Here is an 18914-nt window from a genome sequence, read left to right on the forward strand (position 1 = left end):
GTCCCCTGCGACCCCGTTTGTTGCGGTGAAGATAGAGGCTCGGGAGCGGCATTTCCACCCCCGGCGCGTTTTTCGTCGTCAGCGGCCGAAAAGGCCGATGCGCAGGAGAAGCAGGCCTTCGGAACGTAGCCGGCGGTCGCCTTCATGGCTCGCGATCACCGCAGCCCAGCGATCGAGCATCAGCAGCGCGCGACTTCCGCCGAAATCGCGGCGCGCCGGCGTTGCGGAATTTCCGGCATCGGCCAGTAGCACCCGCGCTTCGGGTTCAGCTTCGACGACGCCAGCGCCCCAGATGAGGCCCCAGCGCCTACCGCCCGCCTCCGCGCCGCCCGACAGCGCGAAGAGGTGCCCGCCGAAGCTTTCGGACGCGGCGCGCCGCTCGGTATCGCTCTCGGCGAGCAGCATCGCCTCCGCCGCATCGACGAGCGCGTCGAGGCCGCCTTGCCTCGCCCAGCTTGCCTGAAGCTCGGCAAGCAGGGGCTCGCCCTTCGGCAGCGCCGCGGGATCGCTCGCGATCATCGCCGCCATGTCGCGCCACCAGGCGAGCTTGATCTGGCCGATCAGCGGCTCGCGCGCGTCGGCGAGCAGCTTGGTCAGCCGTGCGGCGAGTCCCCACAGCGCCGCCATGGCGGGGCGCTTCTCGCGGGGCACCGCAACCATCACGCGCGGATCGCGCATGTCGGGATAGGAAGTTTCGGTTTCGCTCATGGTGCGGGAATAGCGTTAGAACGAAGCGCACAAATAGAAAACCGTTCGCCCTGAGCCTGTCGAAGGGCCGTTCTTTCTTTTGACGACGCAGAAGGAAGAACGGTGCTTCGACAGGCTCAGCACGAACGGAATTAACGCAGGCGCGAAGCCTCAGGCGCGATTGAGGACCGCCTTCACCGCCTTCACGACGCGCGGCGTATCGACGAGCGCGGCCTTTTCGAGATTGTTCGCATAGGGCAGCGGCACATCCTCGTTGCACACGCGCATGACGGGCGCGTCGAGGTCGTCGAAGCCATGCTCCATTGCGACCATCGCGAGTTCGCTGGCGATCGAGCAGACCGGCCAGCCTTCCTCGACGACGACGAGATGGTTCGTCTTCTTGAGGCTGGCGAGCACCGTCGCGGTGTCGAGCGGACGCAGCGTGCGCAGGTCGATGACTTCGGCGTCGATGCCCTCGGCCGCGAGCTGGTCGGCGGCTTCGAGCGCGAGCCCGACGCCGATCGAATAGCTGACGACGGTGACGTCGCTGCCCTGGCGCATGATCCGCGCCTTGCCGATCGGCAGGACGAAATCCTCGATCTCGGGCACCTCGAAGCTGCGGCCGTAGAGCAGCTCGTTTTCGAGGAAGACGACCGGGTCCTCGGTACGAATCGCCGCCTTCATCAGCCCCTTGGCGTCGGCGGCGTCATAGGGCGCGATCACGATCAGGCCGGGGACGCTCGCGTACCATGGGCCGTAATTCTGGCTGTGCTGCGCGCCGACGCGCGCCGCGGCGCCGTTCGGACCGCGGAACACGATCGGACAGCGCATCTGGCCGCCCGACATATAGTTGGTCTTCGCCGCCGAGTTGATGATGTGGTCGATCGCCTGCATCGCGAAGTTGAAGGTCATGAACTCGATGATCGGCTTGAGGCCGCCCATCGCGGCGCCGGCGCCTAGGCCGGCGAAACCATATTCGGTGATCGGAGTGTCGACGACGCGCTGCGCGCCGAATTCCTGGAGCAGGCCCTGCGTGACCTTGTACGCGCCCTGATATTCGGCGACTTCCTCGCCCATCACGAAGACGCGGTCGTCCTTGCGCATTTCCTCGGCCATCGCGTCGCGCAATGCTTCGCGGACGGTGAGCTTCACCATCGCGGTGCCTTCGGGGATGGCGGGGTCGGAGGCGCGTTCGGCCGCGGCGGGTTTTTCGACCCTCTCCGTCGTCCCAGCGGAAGCCGGGACCGCTTGCGTGGAAGCGGCTTCGATAGCGGCCCCAGCTTCCGCTGGGGCGACGTCTTTGGCCGGTGCGGGTGCCGGAGCTGCTGCCTCTTCACCCTCGCCGATGATCGTCGCGATCACGGTGCCGACCTTCACATTGTCCGTGCCTTCGGCAACCAGGATCTGGCCCATCGTGCCTTCGTCGACCGCCTCGAACTCCATCGTCGCCTTGTCGGTCTCGATCTCGGCGAGAATGTCGCCCGACTTCACCGTGTCGCCTTCCTTGACGAGCCACTTGGCGAGCGTGCCTTCTTCCATCGTCGGCGACAGCGCCGGCATCTTCAATTCGACGGTCATCTCAATATTGCTCCACCAGCACGTCGGTATAAAGTTCGGACAGTTCGGGTTCGGGCGCGCTTTCTGCAAAGTCGGCCGATTCCGCAACGACCTGGCGGATTTCCTTGTCGATGTCCTTGATCTTGTCCTCGCCGATGCCGGCGTCGGTCATCAGCTTCTTGAGATGCTCGATCGCGTCGCTCTTGTCGCGCACCGCCTGCACTTCCTCGCGGCTGCGATATTTGGCGGGGTCGGACATCGAGTGGCCGCGATAGCGATAGGTCTTGAGTTCCATCAGCACCGGGCCCTTGCCCGCGCGCACCCATTCGAGCGCCGCCTCGGCCGCGCCGCGCACCGCGAGCACGTCCATGCCGTCGACCTGCATGCCCGGAATGCGGAAGCTTTCGCCGCGGCGATAGAGCTGGTCCTCGGCCGACGCGCGGTTGACCGACGTGCCCATCGCATATTGGTTGTTCTCGATCACGAAGATGATCGGCAGCTTCCACAGCTCGGCCATGTTGAAGCTTTCATAGACCTGGCCCTGGTTCGCGGCGCCGTCGCCGAAATAGGCCATCGCCACGCCGCCGTCGCCGCGATATTTGTGCGCGAAGGCAAGCCCGGTGCCGAGCGACACCTGCGCGCCGACGATGCCGTGGCCGCCATAGAATTTATGTTCGACGCTGAACATGTGCATCGAACCGCCCTTGCCCTTCGAGATGCCGGCCTGGCGTCCCGTGAGCTCGGCCATGATGACCTTGGGGTCGATGCCGTAAGCGAGCATATGACCATGGTCGCGGTAGCCGGTGATGACGCTGTCCTTGTCGCCGTCGAGCGCCGACTGCAGGCCGACCGCCACGGCTTCCTGGCCGATATAGAGGTGGCAGAAGCCGCCGATCAGGCCAAGGCCGTAAAGCTGCCCCGCCTTTTCCTCGAAGCGGCGGATGAGCAGCATGTCGCGGTAGAATTTCTCGAGTTCTTCCGGCGTCGCATCATAGGGGACGGGATCGCGCGGCATCTCGCGGTTGGTCGCGGGGGCTGGGGTGGATGCAGTCTTTGTTGGCGCGGCAGACTTGCGCGCGGGAGCTTTAGCCAAGACGGGTTCCTTTGCATTTAGCCGTTACGGCAAGGCGTCATATAGGAGAGCCGCGCCGCACTTGGCAACGCCCACCATGGCAGGGGGCGAGGCCGACTTACGTATGCAGGAAAAGCCCTCAATACTCCCAGACTCGTCATTCCCGCGAAAGCGGGAACCCAGCCACACAACCTTTGATACGCAAACAAATGTCGGCGTAAAATCGCACTAGGTTCCCGCTTTCGCGGGAATGACGAAGCAAAGAAGTTGCCGATCGGCACCCGAGCTTACGGCTTCGTGTCGGGTTCCATCGGAATGATATATTCGTCGGGGTGATAGGCGCCGAGCTTTTCGCGCACATATTCCTCGGCCAGATCGGGGTCGACGCGGCCGCGGTCGAGCAGGTTGACGCGGTTCTGAAGCTCTTTCTGCTTCTTGCTGAGCTCGCTCAAAATGACGCGCTTCTTCTCGACCGACTGACCATATTCGCCCCAGGCATAGAGCCCGGTCGGACCGAAGATGATATAGCCGATCATCGCCAGCACGACGATCACCGCGATCGCCGGACCGGCGGCCCGGCTCATCGATTTGCGGAATTTGTGGCGCTGCGTCATCGCCGCCCTTGAATCAGAGTTGATTCGTGGCGTCAAGCCGTCAGCGCGCCGTTATCCGCAGCTTTGCGATCAGCCGAAAATCGTCGCGCCCGGATAGCGCGCCATGTCGCCCAGTTCCTCCTCGATGCGGATGAGCTGGTTATATTTGGCGAGCCGGTCGGAGCGCGCGAGGCTGCCGGTCTTGATCTGACCGCAGTTGGTCGCGACCGCGAGGTCGGCGATGGTCGAATCCTCAGTCTCGCCCGAACGGTGCGACATGACCGCGGTGTAGCGCGCGCGGTGCGCCATATCGACGGCGTCGAGCGTTTCCGACAAGGTGCCGATCTGGTTGACCTTGACGAGCAGCGAGTTGGCGAGACCGTCCCTGATCCCCTGTTCCAGCCGTGCCGGGTTGGTGACGAACAGGTCGTCGCCGACGAGCTGGCACTTGTCGCCAACAAGGTCGGTGAGCGCCTTCCAGCCGGTGAAGTCGTCTTCGCTCATCCCGTCCTCGATCGACTTGATCGGATAGTCGTTCACCAGCGCGGCGAGATAGTCGGCCATCTGCTCGGGGCTCAGCGAAAGCCCTTCGCCGCTGATCTCATATTTGCCATTCTTGAAGAATTCGGTCGCGGCGCAGTCGAGCGCAAGCACGACGTCGCTGCCGAGCTTGAAGCCGGCCTGATCGACCGAGGCGGCGATGAAGTCCAATGCGGCGCGCGTCGAGGCGAGGTTCGGCGCGAAGCCGCCTTCATCGCCGACCGCGGTCGCAAGCCCCTTGGCCGACAGGCCCTTCTTCAGCGTGTGGAAGATTTCGCTGCCCCACCGAACAGCCTCCGCGATGCTGCCGGCGCCCACCGGCATGATCATGAATTCCTGCACGTCGATCGGATTGTCGGCATGCTCGCCCCCGTTGATGATGTTCATCATCGGCACGGGCAAGGTGCGCGCCGAAACGCCGCCGACATAGCGATAGAGCGGCAGGCCGCGCGCGTCGGCAGCGGCTTTCGCGGCGGCAAGGCTGACGCCGAGGATCGCGTTGGCGCCGAGGCGGCTCTTGTTCGGCGTGCCGTCGAGGTCGATCATCGCCATGTCGAGCTCGCGCTGATCCTCGGCATCGAGGCCGATCAGCGCCTCGGCGATGTCGCCGTTGACCGCCGCGACCGCCTTGGTCACGCCCTTGCCGAGATAGCGCGCCTTGTCGCCGTCGCGCAGTTCGACCGCCTCGTGCGCACCGGTCGAAGCGCCCGAGGGCACCGCGGCGCGGCCGAAGCTGCCGTCCTCCAGCAGCACATCGACTTCGACGGTGGGATTGCCGCGGCTGTCGAGGATTTCGCGGCCGTGGATGTCGATGATGGCGGTCATGGAAACTGTCCTGCTGGGCGCCCCGAACGGAGCAGGTTGAGAGAGCGCCCGCCTGTTATCGGGAGGGTGACGTCAGTGCAACCGCTGCATAGGAATTTTGCGCGGGGATGGAACCATTGGGCGCGCCTTGCTATATATTCTGACAGGACCAAAAGAGGATGCCCGCTCGCGCGGCGCCCGACACGACAGAAGAGGACAAATCGATGGCAAAAGCCGCTACTCCCGCGACGAAGAAAGCCGCAGCTCCCCGTCCCAAGGCCCCCGCGAAGGCGGCAGCGACCAAGGCCGCGCCCGCCCGCAAGCCCGCTACCGTGAAGGCCGCCAAGGAGCATCCGATCCGCGACCAGATCGCCGCGACGCGCGACACCATCAAATCCGAAGCTTCGAAAAAGGCGGCATCGCTGAAGGAAGAGGCGGCGACGCTGAAGAAGCAGGCATCCACGAAAGCCCGCGACGCCGCGAACAAGGGCAAGGGCAAAGCGGCCGAAGCCGTCGGCAGCCTCGCCAAGCTGCTCGAAGACAGCGCCGGCACCGTCGACACCAAATTCGGCAAGCAATATGGCGACTATGCCCGGTCGGCCGCTTCGACCGTCGCCGGGCTTGCGACGACGCTCGACAAGAAGGATCTCGACGAGCTTGCCGCCTCGACGCGCGAAATGGTCAAGAAGAACCCGGCGATCGCGGTGGGCGCCGCCACGGTGATCGGCTTCGTGCTCGCGCGCATGCTCAAGGGCAACTCCAACGATTGACCGGACCTTGGCATCCGCAGATCCGAACGACCCGCCGGCGCCCGGCGCGCGCAGCTTCGACGGCGTAAGCCACGGCTATGCGCCCGACGGGCGCCCGCTCGCCCCGCCCCCCGTTCCGCTCGAACAGATTGTCGGCGATGTTCTCGACAATCTGTCGGCGACGGCCAAGGCGGAGCTTGCCCTGCTCGAAGCGCGCAGTGAACTCGCGCTTCACGGCGCGACCTGGACCGCGGCGTGGGGCACGGTGGCCGCCTCGGCCCTCGGCATCGCGATGCTCGCGCTCGCCTTTGGCGCGATCCTGGCGCTCGCGCCGCATGTCGGGCCGTTCATCGCGACGCTGATCGTCGTCGCCGCGCTGCTCGTCGTCGCCGGCCTCGCCGGCTGGCGCGCGCAGCGCAGCTATAACGACATCCGCACCGCGCTCCGCCGCGACCTGACCAGCGAAAGGATCGACGATGCCGCGGATGCGTAACCGCCTGATCGCCGCGGCGCGGCGTTCGATGCTCCAGCGCGGCGAACTCCACCGGCGGCTCGACGTCGCCAAGGCGGCGTTCAAGCCGTCGGCGCTCGTCGATCGCGGCAAATACCGGATCGGCGAAAAGGTCGACGACGCCGCGCACATCATGCGGCAGGAATTTCGCGACAATCGCTGGCCGATCGCGATCGCCGCCACGGCGGGCGTCCTGTGGCTGCTCCGCGAACCGATCAAGGAACATGCGCCGAAGCTGACGCGCAGGATTCAGGAGCTGGCGGCCGACGTCGCCGGTCATTTTCGTGTCGCCGACGAACCGGCGGACGAGGACGAAATCGAAGAATTGGAGGAAGACGATGAAGCCGTTCGGTGAAACCGCCCGCGAAACGCGTGCCAAAGCGAGTGAACTTGCGGAGAAAACCGCCGAAAACGCGCGCCTGACCGCCGAGGCGGCGAAGGCGCGCATCCAGGGCGGCTATGGCCGCGCCCGCGCCGCGACCGAAGAGTTCGCCGCGAAGGCGAGCGAGCAGGCCGGTGTCGCGCGCGAAGCCGCGGGCGAGGCCCTCGAAAAGGGCAAGGCGCAGGCGAAGCGCGCGAACAGCAAGCTGAAGGACCTTGCCGAAAAGCAGCCGCTGACGCTGGTCGCAGGCGCGGTCGCCATCGGCGCGTTGTTCGGCTCGCTCCTCCCCAAGGGCGTCCGCAAGGACGAAGAATGAGCCGCCCTTGCCGTTAGGGCAAAGCACTGGTAGGGGGCCCGCCATTCTCCCCTCCCAGCCTAGGGGCAGAACCTGGCAATTGCACATTCGAGGTTTGAAGCGATTTTGTTCAGGGCAAGAAGGCGGGGCGCAGGTATATGAAAATATTCCAAGCCTTGCCGACGCCGCCATGGACAAAATCGATCAAATCCCGAAGGGACGTCGAAATGGCTTCGATCTCGCCTCCGCGCAGCCTTGCAGCCAGAACCACTGGCTGCGGCGGCCACGCGAAGGCGATATCTTCGCCATTTCGACGCCTCGAACGTGCAATTGCCAGGTTCTGCCCCTGACCCGCAAGGAAAGCAGCCATGAGCAAATTGCATCTCGTGTTCGGCGGACGCGTCAGCGATCCGCAGGGCCTCGACTTCGTCGACCTCACCAACCTCGACGTCGTCGGCCTCTATCCCGACTATAAATCGGCCGAAAAGGCATGGCGCAGCGCCGCGCAGCGCACGGTGGACGACGCCGAGATGAAATATGTCGTCGTCCATCTGCACAAATTGCTGCAACCGGACGTGGAATAGCCTCGTCATTGCGAGCGTAGCGAAGCAATCCAGGGCGGCTTACGCCTACTCTGGATTGCCGCGTCGCCTTCGGCTCCTCGCAATGACGTCGATTAAGATTTAGCGGAAATTATCGGCGTAGGCCTGTATCTTCAGCGTCCGCACCGGCGTCGGCGTAATCTCGACCTCGATCCCGTTCTTCTCCGCATAAGCGACCGCCTCTTCGCGGCTTGCGAAGCCCAGACGCAGCTGACGCCGCGTGTCGCCGCTGCCCGCCCAGCCCATCAGCGGATCGGCCTTGCGCGCTTCGGCTGGCGCATATTCGAGCATCCAGCGCCCGGTCCCCGCACGGCCCGACTGCATGGCATTTTTGGGCTTCTGGAAGATACGCGCTTTCATCGGGGTCGTCCTGTAACTGGGAGCCTGTGCCGCCGCCTTAGCGCCAAGCTGGAGCAACGAAAAGAGGAAAGCCGTCGCCCCCGCGAAGGCGGGGGCCGCTGGAGAGATAGCGCAAGGCCGACAACGGCCGCGTTCAGAGGCACGTGACTCTGAAACGCCCTTCGCGGGGGCGACGCTTGCTATTGCGCATCGCGCCGCGCCTGCGCTGCCTTGGTGAGCAAGGTCGGACGCGCGGTCGCCGGATCGTCGGGCCAGTTGTGCTTGGGATAGCGCCCGCGCATTTCGCGCGCGACCTCGTGCCAGCTCCCGCTCCAGAAGGAGGCGATGTCGCGCGTCGTCTGGATCGGCCGGTGCGCGGGCGAGGTCAGCGCGAGGATCAGCGGCACCGGCGGGTCGCCAACCACCGGGTGGCGAGCGAGGCCGAACATCTCCTGCACCCGCACGCTGACCGTCGGCCCGCCCTCGGCGGCGTAATCGATCGGATGGCGGCTGCCCGCGGGGGTCGCATAGTCGGCGGGTGCGTGCTTTTCGAGCAATTGGCGCGCCGGCCAGTCGAGCAGTCCCATGAGCGCATCGGCCAGCTTGCGGTCGCCTATGTCGCGCAGGCCGCGGCAGGCCGGCAACAAGGGCTCGAGCCAGATTTCGAGGCCGTCGGCGAGCGCGCTGGTCGACAGCGCGTCGAGCCCCGCGAAGGACGCGCGCTGGCGCAGCGCCTGCGCGACCGGACCCCAGCCGATGAGTCCCAGCCCCTTGTCGCGGACCGCGGCCATGCGCACCGCGACATCGTCCTCGGCCTTTTCGCTGCGCGGCGCCTGCCCGCTCGCCAGCGCGATCGCGCCGAGGCGCCGTTCGCGGCGGTGATCGACGCGGTCGTTCGCGCTGTCGTAGCTGCTCGCCATATGCTGCGCGATGCGGTCGGCGAACAGTGCCTCGACCTCGGTCATTTCGACCAGCGCGGCTGCGAGGATGCGCACACCGGCGGCATGGCCCTGCGCGTCGGCGATCGCGAGCCATTCGCTGCCGGCGAGCGGATCGACCGGGTCGATGCGATAGGCGCGCCCGCCGACGCTCAGATATTCGCCGCGCTGTCCCGCGCGCCGCCGCGCGACGCGGTCGGGCCAGGCGGTCGCGATCCAGCCGCCGATCGAGCGTGGCGATGCGTCGCCCGCCCCCGCCGCGAGCTTTTCGCCCAGGCCCGCGAGCCGCCGCGCCAGCCGCCATGCGCCTTCGCTGCGTTCATTACGCTGCCCGCGCCAGCGTCCGAGCCGCGCCTCGACATCGACGCCGCGTCCGCCGAGCCCGGGCTCGGTGAGCAGCACAGCGAGCCGTCCCGCCAGCTCGGCCTCGCCCGCGCGCGCCGCGTCGAGCAGCATATGCGCCAGCGGCACCGGCAGCGGGATCGCGGCGAGCGCCTTGCCGTGCGCGGTGATGCGGCCATCGCCGGTCAGCGCGCCGATCGCGATGAGCCGCGTCTTCGCTTCCGAAATCGCGGCGGGCGACGGCGGGTCGAGCCAGCCCAATTGGCGCGGATCGACTATGCCCCAGCTCGCGCAGTCGAGCACGACGGGCATCAGGTCGTTCTCGTGAATCTCGGGCGGATCGAAGGGCGGCATCCCGGCGGTCGCCGCGGCTTCCCACAGGCGATAGGCGACGCCAGGCCCCTGCCGCGCCGCACGGCCCGCGCGCTGCGTCGCCGACGCCTGGCTCGCGCGCTCGGTGACGAGCCGCGCAATCCCCGCCGCCTTGTCGAAGCGCGGGCGGCGCGACAGGCCGGCGTCGATGACGATGCGCACGCCGTCGATCGTCAGGCTGGTTTCGGCGATGCTCGTCGCGAGGATGAGCTTGCGCCGTCCTTCGGGGTCGTGGACGAGCGCCTTGCGCTGGAGCGCCGGGTCGATCTGGCCGTGCAGGCGGTGAACCGCGAGCGGCAGCCGCGCCTCCTCGACCGCCGCCGCGGCGCGCTCGATGTCGGCGGCGCCGGGGAGGAAGGTGAGCATATCCCCCTCGGGCTCATCGGTCAGCGCCTGCCGCACCGCGCCGAGCACCGACGCCTCGAGCCGGTCCTCGGCGCGGCGGCCGATATGGCGCAGCTCGAGCGGCCAGATCTTGCCCTCGCTCTTCACCACCGGCGCATCGCCGAGCAAGGCGCCGAAGCGCACACCGTCGAGCGTCGCGGACATGGCGACGAGGCGGAGATCGTCGCGCAGCCCCTGCTGCGCGTCGATTGCCAATGCCAGCGCGAAATCGCCGTCGAGGCTGCGTTCATGGACCTCGTCGAACAGCACCGCCGACACGCCCTGAAGCTCTGGATCGGCGAGGATGCGGTTGCGGAACAGGCCGGGCGTCATCACGAGCAGCCGCGTCGCCGCCGACTGCTTGCTGTCGAGCCGCGTCGCATAGCCGACCTTGCCGCCGGCCGCCTCGCCCATTTCCTCGGCAATCCGCTCGGCCGCACCGCGCGCCGCGAGCCGGCGCGGCGACAGCAGCCACACCGCCCCCTTGCACCAAGGCTGATCGAGGATCGCGGGCGCGACGCGCGTCGTCTTGCCCGCCCCCGGCGGCGCAACGACGACCGCATTGGGTTTCAGCAGCAGCGCCGCCATGATGTCGGGCAGCACCGCATCGATCGGCAGCGGCGGCCTCATTGCCTCAATAGGCGCGCGCGACCGCGAAGGCGACCGCTTCGGTCAGCGCCGATTTCGCCTGGCTGGCGCGGAAGCCGCCGATCGCATCGACCGCGCGCTGACCATAATGGCGCGCGCGCGCCAGCGTGTCGGCGATCGCATCGTGGCTGTGGAGCAGCGACGTGGCGTAGGCGAGGTCCTCGTCCGAAATCTTGTGGCCGGTGATCGCCTGCTTCCAGAATTCGCGCTCCTCGGCGCTGCCGCGCGCATAGGCGAGGATGACGGGCAGCGTGACCTTGCCATCGCGGAAATCGTCGCCGACGCCCTTGCCCATCGTCGCTTCGTCCGAGACATAGTCGATCGCGTCATCGACGAGCTGGAACGCGATGCCAAGGTTGCGGCCATAGGCGTCGAGGGCCGCTTCGGTCGCTTCGTCGCGTTCGGCGACGACCGCAGCGATCTTGCACGCGGCGGCGAACAGTTCGGCGGTCTTGGCGTTGATGATCGCGAGATACTGGTCCTCGCTCGTCTCGATCCGCCGCTGCGCCGAAAGCTGGTTGACCTCGCCCTCGGCGATCACCGCCGAGGCGCGGCTGAGAATCTTCAGGACCTTCAGCGATCCGTCCTCGACCATCACCTCGAACGCGCGGCTGAACAGGAAATCGCCGACGAGCACCGAGGCGCTGTTGCCCCAGATGATGTTCGCGGTCTTGCGCCCGCGGCGCAGGTCCGACTTGTCGACGACATCGTCGTGGAGCAGCGTCGCGGTGTGGATGAACTCGACCGCTGCGGCCAATTTGCAGTGACGGTGGCCCGGATAATCGAGCAGCTTGCCGCACGCCAGGGTCAGCATCGGCCGCATCCGCTTGCCGCCGCCCGCGATCAAATGGCCGGCGAGTTCGGGGATCAACGGCACTTCGGATTGCATGCGGTCGAGAATGACCGCATTGACCTCGTTCATGTCGGCGGCGACGAGCGCCATCATCGGGTCGAGCGAGGGCGGCCTCTGCCCATGCAGCTGATGAATTTCGGCAGTCATGACGCGGCGACCCTTGGCCGCGCGGTCGCGATTTTGCAACGACTTTCGGCTTGCATGACAGCCCCGCCCGGTGCCAAGCGTGCCGGGCATCAGAGGAGCCGCGCATGGACGATCAGCTAAGCCGTTACCGCCAGAGCATCGACAATATCGATGCGGCGCTCGTCTATATGCTCGCCGAGCGGTTCAAGGTGACGAAGGCGGTCGGCGAACTCAAGGCGCGCGAAGGCCTGCCCCCCGCCGATCCCGGCCGCGAGGAGCGTCAGATCGAACGGCTCCGCGCCCTCGCCCGCGACGCCGACCTCGACCCCGATTTCACCGAGAAATTCCTGCGCTTCATCATCGACGAAGTGATCCGCCACCATCAGCAGGCGAAGCGGGAGCAGAGCGCATGACCCTCGACCATCCGATCTTCGCGCGCTGGCCCGCGCAGCATCCGGACCGTATCCAGCTTTTCTCCGCGCCGACGCCAAACGGCGTGAAGGCGGGTATCATGCTGGAGGAAACAGGCCTTCCTTACGAGCCGCACCGGATCGACATCATGGCGAACGAAAGCCATGATCCGGCCTTCCTCGCGCTCAACCCCAACGGCAAGATTCCGGCGATCTACGACCCCGACGGGCCGGGCGGCAAACCGCTCGCGCTGTTCGAATCGGGAGCGATCCTGATCTATCTCGCCGACAAAAGCGGCCAGTTCCTCTCGGCCGATCCGGCGGAACGCTACGAGACGATCCAGTGGGTGATGTGGCAGATGGGCGGCGTCGGTCCGATGTTCGGCCAGCTCGGCTTTTTCAACAAATTCGCCGGCAAGGACTATGAGGACAAGCGCCCGCGTGACCGCTACGCGGCCGAATCCGCACGGCTGCTCGGCGTGCTCGACGCGCGGCTCGACGGGCGGGCGTGGGTCATGGGCGACGACTACAGCATCGCCGATATTTCGCTGTTCGGCTGGGTGCGCAATCTGATCGGATTCTACGAAGCGCGCGAGATTGTCGGGTTCGATCGCTTTGCGCGTGTCCAGCGCTGGCTGGATGCGGGGCTGGCGCGGCCGGGCGTGCAGCGCGGGCTGGAAGTCACGGCGGCGTGAGCGAGGCGGGTTTCGGCCGGAAGGCCACGCTTGGTATCTCATAACTCGTCATTCCCGCGAAAGCGGGAACCCAGTGTGGGGTCAGCCGACGCACGCTCTGGGTTCCCGCCTTCGCGGGAATGACGAAGGTAGATAACCTCCGCCCTTCACCCCAAAGCCGGCCTGATTCTAGCCCGCCGGCAGCCTGAGCCGCACCAGCAGCCCGCCCAGATCCTCACTCTCTTCGAGCGCGATGCCGCCGCCGTAGATCTCCGCGACGTCGCGCACGATCGCCAGGCCCAGCCCGGTCCCCGGCTTGCCGCTGTCGAGCCGCACGCCGCGGTCGACCACGCGGTCGCGGTCGGCGGGCGAGATGCCAGCGCCGTCGTCCTCGATCAATATCTCGGCCATATCGCCTTCGCGCCCGATCGTGACGAAGACGCTGCCGCCGCCATATTTGGCCGCGTTTTCGAGCAGATTGCCGATGAGCTCGTCGAGGTCCTGCCGCTCGACGCGCACGATAATCTCCTTGTCGCCCGCCGCGTCGAGCCGCACATCGGGGTAGAGCGCGGCGACCGCGCGCGACACGCTGCCGACGCTGTCCCATACCCGCGCGCGCGCCTGCGCCGCGCCGCGGCGTCCGACGGCGCGGGCGCGGGCGAGATGATGATCGACCTGCCGCTGCATCGTCGCCGCCTCGCGCCGCACCGTCTCGGCCAGTTCGCTATCCGAACTGGTCGCGCTGTTGACGAGCACGGTGAGCGGCGTTTTCAGCGCATGGGCAAGATTTCCGGCATGAAGCCGCGCTTCCTCCGCCTGTTTCTCGTTATGCGCGAGCAGCGCGTTGAGTTCGTCGACCATCGGCTGCACTTCCAGCGGCAGCGGCGCGGTGACGCGGCGGTTCTGCCCGCCGCGCATCGCCGCGATCGCGCGCCGGATATGGCGCAGCGGCCACAGGCCATAGAAGGTCTGAAGCGCCGCGAGGATGATCAGGCCGAGCCCGAGCAGCGCGAGGCTGGGGACCAGCGTCTGCCGCACCGCGCTGACCTGCGCATCGAGCGCCTCGCGCGACTGTGCGATCTGGTACCGCCAATTGGTCCCACTCCCCGGCAGGATGACGTTGCGTTCGAGCACGCGCAATTCCTCGTCGGGGAATTGGACGCTGTCATAGGTGTGGATCTGGTTGTCGATATGCGGCGTCGGCGCCGTCAACGTGCGCTCCCACAGCGAGCGCGAGCGATAGGGTTCCTGCCCGCCGCCGCTGATCTGCCAGTAAAGGCCGCTATAGGGCTCGAGGAAACGCTGGTCGCCGAGCGGCTCGATCAGCCGCACTTCGCCGTCGGGGCCGATTTCCGACGAGCGGATCATCGCGATCAGCACATATTCGAGGCCTGAATCGAAATTGCGCGTGATCGCGTTCTTCAGCACCTGATCGAGCGCGAAGCCGCCGCCGATCAGCAGCACCGAAATCCACAAGGCCGCGATCGCGATCATGCGTCGCGCCAGCGAGCCGGTCATGCGGCTGGTCAGGGCGGGACGCAAAGCGGGGTCCAAACCCTCCGCCTTTTCATCCTCCGTCATCCCGGCGAAGGCCGGGATCTCGCCGGTGCGTCATGACGATAGGGCGAGGCCCCGGCCCCTCCGCCTGCCTTGCAGACGCTCAGGACAGGTTTCGCCGGGATGACGGCAAGAGAACGGAGCCCGCTCATTTTCAACCCTGCGGATCGTCGAGCTGGTAGCCGAGCCCGCGGATCGTCGTGATGATGTCGGCGCCCAGTTTTTTGCGGATGCGCGTGACGAACACTTCGATCGTGTTCGAATCGCGGTCGAAATCCTGATCGTAGATATGCTCGATCAGCTCGGTGCGCGACACGACCTTGCCCTTGTGATGGAGGAGGTAGGACAGCAGCTTATATTCCTGCGCGGTCAGCTTCACCGGCTCGCCGGCAAGCGTGACGCGGCCCGAGCGCGTGTCGAGGCGGACGTCGCCCGCGATCAGCTCGCTCGACGCATTGCCCGACGCGCGGCGGATCAGCGCGCGCAGCCGCGCGATCAGCTCCTCGGTCTGAAAGGGCTTGGCAAGATAGTCGTCGGCGCCGGCATCGAGCCCGGCGACCTTGTCCGACCAGCTGTCGCGCGCGGTCAGCACGAGCACCGGGAAATTGCGCTTTTCGCGGCGCCAGCGGTCGAGCACGGTCAGCCCGTCGATTTCGGGCAGCCCGAGATCGAGGATCGCCGCGTCATAGGTTTCGGTCGAGCCCAGAAAATGCCCGTCCTCGCCATCGGTCGCGAGATCGACGGCATAGCCCGCCCCTTCCAGCGTCGCCTTGAGCTGCGGGCCCAGCGTGGGTTCGTCCTCGACAATCAAAATCCGCATTCAGGCGCCTTTCCTTTGCGAAACCGAACAGGGCGGCCGCATGTTTCGACTGTGTATCAAGTCCGAACGTTCATCGCAAAATCTCGTTGCGGCGAAACGAACGGTCCTTTGGAATTGTCAGGGTTTGCGGCCGACGATCCGGCCGGTTCGGGCATCGACATAGACGACGACGACCTGGCTGCCGTCCATGAACTTCAGCTTGTAGAGCATCCGCCCCGCGTCGAACTGCGGTCCGCCAAGATAGGTCATGTCGTTATAGGGCGGCCGCGAACGAATATCGGCGACCAGCTTGCCCAGCGGAACCACCTGGCCCTGTGCCGCCGCCTGGCGCAGATTGTCCTGGTCGCGATTGCCGCGCGCGGCCGCGGGCGCGCCTGCCGACAGGAGCAGCGCGGAAATCAGCGAAAGGGTCAGGGTGCGGGTCATGGCCGTTTCTCTAACGCGAAAGCATTGAATAGGCGATGAATGGGCGAGTCAGCCCGGATATGGGTTCCACCATGGTCAGAGAGGCCATGGTGGGCGCGACAGGGATTGAACCTGTGACCCCACCCGTGTGAAGGGTGTGCTCTACCGCTGAGCTACGCGCCCGTCCCGGTGCGAACCGATGGTCCGGCGTCCGAAAGCCGGATGTCCATAGCCGCTGGCGCGGGTAATGCAACGCCCATTTGCCCGAAATTTCGCCCACTGAGTCCGTCTGGCCGATATTCATGCAAATCGGGCCGCAGCTTGCGCCACGGCCCGAGATGTTTTCACCAAAAGGCGCGGGCCAACTTAGTTGACGGCGTCCTTGAGGGCCTTGCCGGCCTTGAACTTCGGCTGGTTCGACGCCGCGATGGTCATCGTTTCGCCGGTGCGCGGGTTGCGACCGGTCGATGCCTTGCGCTTGCTGACCGCGAAGGTGCCGAAACCGACGAGACGGACTTCGCCGCCCTTCTTCAGCGAACCCGTGATCGCGTCGAAGACGGCTTCCACGGCCTTGCTGGCATCACCCTTGGTCAGGCCGCTCGAATCGGCGACGGCGGCGATCAGGTCTTGTTTGTTCATGCCTAAGGAACCCCTGCATTATGGTTGAATGATTCTCATGGCCCGAAGCCATGGCGCGCCACTAACGATGTTTGCCCCTGTCTTGTCAAAGCAAAAAAGGGCGAAAAACGTCCCAAAACGCCGATTTTGCGACGAATTCGGGACGAAATGCCCTCGCGCAGCGACGCGTCAGTGCCGAATCGCCGTTTCGGGGTCGCTTCCCGGCGGCACCGGCGGCGACGCGGCCAGCTCGTCGGCCTCGGTCCATTCGATCGGCACGACCGGCGACACCAGCGCTTCCGCCAGCACCTGATCGACGTGACTGACCGGGATGATTTTCAGCCCGCTCGTGATATTTGCCGGGATTTCAACAAGGTCCTTTTCATTCTCCTCGGGGATCAGCACCGTCTTGATGCCGCCGCGAAGCGCGGCGAGCAGCTTTTCCTTGAGCCCGCCGATCGCGAGCACACGGCCGCGCAGCGTGACCTCGCCGGTCATCGCGACATCCTTGCGCACCGCGATGCCGGTGAGGGTCGAGATCATCGCGGTGACCATGCCGACGCCCGCCGACGGGCCATCCTTCGGTACCGCGCCTTCGGGCAAGTGGATGTGAATGTCCTTGCGCGCGAACAGGCTGGGTTTGATGCCATAGCTCGGCGCGCGCGCCTTCACGAAGGAAAGCGCCGCCTGCACCGACTCGGTCATCACCTCGCCGAGCTTACCAGTCGTGCGCACCTGACCCTTGCCCGACGCGGTGACCGCCTCGATCGTCAGCAATTCGCCGCCGACCTCGGTCCATGCGAGCCCGGTGACGGCGCCGATCTGATCCTCGAGATCGCTGATGCCATGCTTGTACTTCCGCACGCCCGAGAAGTCGGAGAGGTTTTCGGGCGTGATCGTCACGCTTTCCGTCTTGCCTTCGAGAATGCGACGCAGCGCCTTGCGCGCAAGCTTGGCGATCTCGCGTTCGAGCGTGCGCACGCCCGCCTCGCGGGTGTAATAGCGGATGAGGTCGCGCAGACCGTCCTCGGTCAGCTCGAATTCATGCGGCTTCAGCCCGTGCGCCTCGACCTGCTTGGCGACCAGGTGGCGCTTCGCGATCTCGACCTTCTCGTCCTCGGTATAGCCTTCGAGCCGGATGATCTCCATGCGGTCGAGCAGCGGCTGCGGCAGGTTCAGCGAGTTGGCCGTCGTCACGAACATGATGTCCGAAAGATCGACGTCGATTTCCAGATAATGGTCCTGGAACTTCGCATTCTGTTCGGGGTCGAGCACCTCGAGCAGCGCCGACGCCGGATCCCCGCGGAAATCCTGGCCGAGCTTGTCGATCTCGTCGAGCAGGAACAGCGGGTTCATCGTGCCCGCCTTTTTGAGGTTGGTCACGATCTTGCCCGGCAGCGAGCCGATGTAGGTGCGGCGGTGGCCGCGGATTTCGGCTTCGTCGCGCACGCCGCCCAGCGACTGGCGCACGAATTCGCGGCCCGTCGCCTTCGCGATCGAGCGGCCGAGCGAGGTCTTGCCGACGCCCGGGGGGCCGACGAGACAGAGGATCGGGCCCTTCAGCTTGTTGGTGCGCGCCTGCACCGCCAGATATTCGACGATCCGGTCCTTGACCTTTTCGAGCGCATAATGGTCGTCGTCGAGGATCGCCTGCGCCTTGGCGATATCCTTCTTGAGCTTCGACTTCTTGCCCCACGGCAGGCCGATCAGCGTGTCGAGATAGTTGCGCACGACCGTCGCTTCGGCCGACATCGGCGCCATCGCGCGCAGCTTCTTGAGCTCGGCCTGCGCCTTCGCCTTGGCTTCCTTCGACATTTTGAGGCTGTCGATCTTGAGCTGGAGCTCGGCGAGGTCGTCGCCGCCCTCGCCATTGTCGTTGCCGAGTTCGCGCTGGATCGCCTTCAACTGCTCGTTGAGATAATATTCGCGCTGGCTCTTTTCCATCTGGCGCTTCACGCGGCCGCGAATCTTCTTTTCGACCTGCAACACACCCAGCTCGCCCTCCATGAAGGCGAAGACCATTTCGAGCCGCTTCGACGGCGCATCCTCGACGAGCAAGGCCTGCTTGTCGGAAACCTTGATGTTGAGATTCCCCGCAACCGAATCGGCGAGGCGCGAGGCGTCGTCGATCTGCGACAGCTGGACCGCGGTTTCGGCGGGCATCTTCTTGTTGAGCTTGGCGTAATTTTCGAACTGATCGACGACCGAACGCATCAGCGCGGCGGTATCGACACTGTCGTCGGCGGTGTCGGCGATCGGCTTGACGCTCGCCATCACCGCCTTGTCCTCGTCTGCGAGGCCGAGCAGCTTCGCACGCTCCTTGCCCTCGACGAGCACACGGACGGTGCCGTCGGGAAGCTTCAGAAGCTGCAACACGGTGGCGATCACGCCGGTGTCGTAAAGGTCGTCGCGCTGCGGGTCGTCCTCGCCGGGATCGAGCTGGGCGACGAGGAAGATTTCCTTGTCGGATTCCATCGCCGCTTCGAGCGCGGCGACCGAACGGTCGCGGCCGACGAACAGCGGCACGATCATGTGCGGGAAAACGACGATGTCACGCAGCGGAAGAAGGGGATAAGATTGCGTCATTACGGCTCCTGGACGGGCCCCGCGACCGGGCGCACCGCCCTTCTTATAGG

21 protein-coding genes and 1 tRNA gene are annotated in these 18914 nt (G+C 65.9%); 7 read left to right on the plus strand and 15 right to left on the minus strand.

Features of this window, described 5'->3' with window-relative positions; translation table 11 throughout:
- Positions 1 to 78: 78 nt before the first annotated feature.
- The 5 genes from QZL87_RS10775 to eno form a co-directional block, all read right to left on the minus strand.
- Positions 79 to 708 carry a hypothetical protein gene (locus QZL87_RS10775; RefSeq protein ID WP_295319176.1) on the minus strand — a complete coding sequence of 210 codons (630 nt, stop codon included), beginning with the start codon at positions 706 to 708 and terminating at the stop codon, positions 79 to 81.
- A gap of 150 nt (positions 709 to 858) precedes the next feature.
- Positions 859 to 2265: a pyruvate dehydrogenase complex E1 component subunit beta gene (locus tag QZL87_RS10780; RefSeq protein WP_295319179.1), complete on the minus strand. Its 1407-nt coding sequence runs from the start codon at positions 2263 to 2265 to the stop codon at positions 859 to 861.
- Between the two features lies 1 nt (position 2266).
- Positions 2267 to 3259, minus strand: coding sequence for a pyruvate dehydrogenase (acetyl-transferring) E1 component subunit alpha (gene pdhA, locus QZL87_RS10785; protein WP_295326844.1), 993 nt, complete (start codon positions 3257 to 3259; stop codon positions 2267 to 2269).
- Between the two features lie 344 nt (positions 3260 to 3603).
- Positions 3604 to 3930, minus strand: coding sequence for a septum formation initiator family protein (locus tag QZL87_RS10790; protein ID WP_295319180.1), 327 nt, complete (start codon positions 3928 to 3930; stop codon positions 3604 to 3606).
- Positions 3931 to 3999: 69 nt separating this feature from the next.
- Positions 4000 to 5274: a phosphopyruvate hydratase gene (gene eno, locus QZL87_RS10795; RefSeq protein ID WP_295319182.1), complete on the minus strand. Its 1275-nt coding sequence runs from the start codon at positions 5272 to 5274 to the stop codon at positions 4000 to 4002.
- 203 nt (positions 5275 to 5477) lie between these two features.
- On the opposite strand from eno, the gene QZL87_RS10800 reads away from it, so the two are divergent.
- From QZL87_RS10800 to QZL87_RS10815, 4 genes are read left to right on the plus strand one after another with little or no spacing between them, the layout of a single operon-like run.
- A complete protein-coding gene (locus QZL87_RS10800; RefSeq protein WP_295319185.1) occupies positions 5478 to 6023 on the plus strand; it encodes a hypothetical protein in 546 nt (181 codons plus the stop codon).
- A gap of 7 nt (positions 6024 to 6030) precedes the next feature.
- Positions 6031 to 6495: a phage holin family protein gene (locus tag QZL87_RS10805; protein ID WP_295319187.1), complete on the plus strand. Its 465-nt coding sequence runs from the start codon at positions 6031 to 6033 to the stop codon at positions 6493 to 6495.
- The gene (locus QZL87_RS10810) at positions 6479 to 6868 is read left to right on the plus strand and encodes a hypothetical protein (protein WP_295319189.1); all 390 of its coding nucleotides are present in this window, start codon (positions 6479 to 6481) and stop codon (positions 6866 to 6868) included. Before QZL87_RS10805 ends, QZL87_RS10810 begins: the two co-directional genes overlap by 17 nt.
- On the plus strand, positions 6852 to 7211 hold the full coding sequence (locus QZL87_RS10815) for a hypothetical protein (protein WP_295319190.1): 360 nt from the start codon (positions 6852 to 6854) through the stop codon (positions 7209 to 7211). Before QZL87_RS10810 ends, QZL87_RS10815 begins: the two co-directional genes overlap by 17 nt.
- 109 nt (positions 7212 to 7320) lie before the next feature.
- Here the strand turns inward: QZL87_RS10815 and QZL87_RS10820 are convergent, their stop codons facing one another.
- The gene (locus QZL87_RS10820) at positions 7321 to 7560 is read right to left on the minus strand and encodes a hypothetical protein (protein WP_295319192.1); all 240 of its coding nucleotides are present in this window, start codon (positions 7558 to 7560) and stop codon (positions 7321 to 7323) included.
- Here QZL87_RS10820 and QZL87_RS10825 point away from each other — a divergent pair.
- Positions 7559 to 7774: a DUF4170 domain-containing protein gene (locus tag QZL87_RS10825; protein WP_295319195.1), complete on the plus strand. Its 216-nt coding sequence runs from the start codon at positions 7559 to 7561 to the stop codon at positions 7772 to 7774. The genes QZL87_RS10820 and QZL87_RS10825 overlap by 2 nt on opposite strands.
- Before the next feature lie 99 nt (positions 7775 to 7873).
- Here QZL87_RS10825 and QZL87_RS10830 read toward each other — a convergent pair whose 3' ends face one another.
- The 3 genes from QZL87_RS10830 to QZL87_RS10840 all read right to left on the minus strand — a co-directional run bounded on the left by QZL87_RS10830 (position 7874) and on the right by QZL87_RS10840 (position 11815).
- Complete coding sequence (locus QZL87_RS10830; protein WP_295319197.1) at positions 7874 to 8152, minus strand: ETC complex I subunit; 279 nt, start codon at positions 8150 to 8152, stop codon at positions 7874 to 7876.
- A gap of 179 nt (positions 8153 to 8331) precedes the next feature.
- Complete coding sequence (hrpB, locus tag QZL87_RS10835; RefSeq protein ID WP_295319199.1) at positions 8332 to 10797, minus strand: ATP-dependent helicase HrpB; 2466 nt, start codon at positions 10795 to 10797, stop codon at positions 8332 to 8334.
- A 4-nt stretch (positions 10798 to 10801) separates the two neighbouring features.
- Positions 10802 to 11815, minus strand: a complete 1014-nt coding sequence (locus tag QZL87_RS10840; protein WP_295319200.1) for a polyprenyl synthetase family protein — start codon at positions 11813 to 11815, stop codon at positions 10802 to 10804.
- A gap of 104 nt (positions 11816 to 11919) precedes the next feature.
- Here QZL87_RS10840 and QZL87_RS10845 point away from each other — a divergent pair, with 104 nt between their 5' ends.
- Positions 11920 to 12207 carry a chorismate mutase gene (locus QZL87_RS10845; RefSeq protein ID WP_179495777.1) on the plus strand — a complete coding sequence of 96 codons (288 nt, stop codon included), beginning with the start codon at positions 11920 to 11922 and terminating at the stop codon, positions 12205 to 12207.
- Positions 12204 to 12899, plus strand: a complete 696-nt coding sequence (locus QZL87_RS10850) for a glutathione S-transferase N-terminal domain-containing protein (RefSeq protein WP_295319203.1) — start codon at positions 12204 to 12206, stop codon at positions 12897 to 12899. The genes QZL87_RS10845 and QZL87_RS10850 overlap by 4 nt, the downstream gene beginning before the upstream one ends.
- Positions 12900 to 13067: 168 nt before the next feature.
- Here the strand turns inward: QZL87_RS10850 and QZL87_RS10855 are convergent, their stop codons facing one another.
- The 6 genes from QZL87_RS10855 to lon form a co-directional block, all read right to left on the minus strand.
- Positions 13068 to 14372 carry a HAMP domain-containing sensor histidine kinase gene (locus QZL87_RS10855; RefSeq protein WP_362989336.1) on the minus strand — a complete coding sequence of 435 codons (1305 nt, stop codon included), beginning with the start codon at positions 14370 to 14372 and terminating at the stop codon, positions 13068 to 13070.
- Between the two features lie 217 nt (positions 14373 to 14589).
- Positions 14590 to 15255 carry a response regulator transcription factor gene (locus tag QZL87_RS10860; RefSeq protein ID WP_295319209.1) on the minus strand — a complete coding sequence of 222 codons (666 nt, stop codon included), beginning with the start codon at positions 15253 to 15255 and terminating at the stop codon, positions 14590 to 14592.
- Between the two features lie 117 nt (positions 15256 to 15372).
- Entirely contained in the window at positions 15373 to 15681 is a 309-nt protein-coding gene (locus QZL87_RS10865) for a hypothetical protein (RefSeq protein WP_295319210.1), read from the minus strand.
- 87 nt (positions 15682 to 15768) lie between these two features.
- Positions 15769 to 15843: transfer RNA gene (locus tag QZL87_RS10870), tRNA-Val, on the minus strand.
- A gap of 183 nt (positions 15844 to 16026) precedes the next feature.
- Entirely contained in the window at positions 16027 to 16299 is a 273-nt protein-coding gene (locus tag QZL87_RS10875) for an HU family DNA-binding protein (RefSeq protein ID WP_037510426.1), read from the minus strand.
- Positions 16300 to 16467: 168 nt separating this feature from the next.
- Complete coding sequence (gene lon, locus QZL87_RS10880; protein ID WP_295319213.1) at positions 16468 to 18864, minus strand: endopeptidase La; 2397 nt, start codon at positions 18862 to 18864, stop codon at positions 16468 to 16470.
- Positions 18865 to 18914 lie beyond the last annotated feature (50 nt).

The sequence above is a fragment of the uncultured Sphingopyxis sp. genome (assembly GCF_900078365.1).
Taxonomy (GTDB): Bacteria; Pseudomonadota; Alphaproteobacteria; order Sphingomonadales; family Sphingomonadaceae; genus Sphingopyxis.

Excerpts from the sequence above, each read along its gene's own strand:
- QZL87_RS10775 (WP_295319176.1), bottom strand. The coding sequence starts at position 708 with ATGAGCGAAACCGAAACTTCCTATCCCGACATGCGCGATCCGCGCGTG.
- QZL87_RS10780 (WP_295319179.1), bottom strand. The coding sequence starts at position 2,265 with ATGACCGTCGAATTGAAGATGCCGGCGCTGTCGCCGACGATGGAAGAA.
- pdhA (WP_295326844.1), bottom strand. The coding sequence starts at position 3,259 with ATGCCGCGCGATCCCGTCCCCTATGATGCGACGCCGGAAGAACTCGAG.
- QZL87_RS10790 (WP_295319180.1), bottom strand. The coding sequence starts at position 3,930 with ATGACGCAGCGCCACAAATTCCGCAAATCGATGAGCCGGGCCGCCGGT.
- eno (WP_295319182.1), bottom strand. The coding sequence starts at position 5,274 with ATGACCGCCATCATCGACATCCACGGCCGCGAAATCCTCGACAGCCGC.
- QZL87_RS10800 (WP_295319185.1), top strand. The coding sequence starts at position 5,478 with ATGGCAAAAGCCGCTACTCCCGCGACGAAGAAAGCCGCAGCTCCCCGT.
- QZL87_RS10810 (WP_295319189.1), top strand. The coding sequence starts at position 6,479 with ATGCCGCGGATGCGTAACCGCCTGATCGCCGCGGCGCGGCGTTCGATG.
- QZL87_RS10815 (WP_295319190.1), top strand. The coding sequence starts at position 6,852 with ATGAAGCCGTTCGGTGAAACCGCCCGCGAAACGCGTGCCAAAGCGAGT.
- QZL87_RS10825 (WP_295319195.1), top strand. The coding sequence starts at position 7,559 with ATGAGCAAATTGCATCTCGTGTTCGGCGGACGCGTCAGCGATCCGCAG.
- QZL87_RS10820 (WP_295319192.1), bottom strand. The coding sequence starts at position 7,560 with ATGGCTGCTTTCCTTGCGGGTCAGGGGCAGAACCTGGCAATTGCACGT.
- QZL87_RS10830 (WP_295319197.1), bottom strand. The coding sequence starts at position 8,152 with ATGAAAGCGCGTATCTTCCAGAAGCCCAAAAATGCCATGCAGTCGGGC.
- hrpB (WP_295319199.1), bottom strand. The coding sequence starts at position 10,797 with ATGAGGCCGCCGCTGCCGATCGATGCGGTGCTGCCCGACATCATGGCG.
- QZL87_RS10840 (WP_295319200.1), bottom strand. The coding sequence starts at position 11,815 with ATGACTGCCGAAATTCATCAGCTGCATGGGCAGAGGCCGCCCTCGCTC.
- QZL87_RS10845 (WP_179495777.1), top strand. The coding sequence starts at position 11,920 with ATGGACGATCAGCTAAGCCGTTACCGCCAGAGCATCGACAATATCGAT.
- QZL87_RS10850 (WP_295319203.1), top strand. The coding sequence starts at position 12,204 with ATGACCCTCGACCATCCGATCTTCGCGCGCTGGCCCGCGCAGCATCCG.
- QZL87_RS10855 (WP_362989336.1), bottom strand. The coding sequence starts at position 14,372 with ATGATCGCGATCGCGGCCTTGTGGATTTCGGTGCTGCTGATCGGCGGC.
- QZL87_RS10860 (WP_295319209.1), bottom strand. The coding sequence starts at position 15,255 with ATGCGGATTTTGATTGTCGAGGACGAACCCACGCTGGGCCCGCAGCTC.
- QZL87_RS10865 (WP_295319210.1), bottom strand. The coding sequence starts at position 15,681 with ATGACCCGCACCCTGACCCTTTCGCTGATTTCCGCGCTGCTCCTGTCG.
- QZL87_RS10875 (WP_037510426.1), bottom strand. The coding sequence starts at position 16,299 with ATGAACAAACAAGACCTGATCGCCGCCGTCGCCGATTCGAGCGGCCTG.
- lon (WP_295319213.1), bottom strand. The coding sequence starts at position 18,864 with ATGACGCAATCTTATCCCCTTCTTCCGCTGCGTGACATCGTCGTTTTC.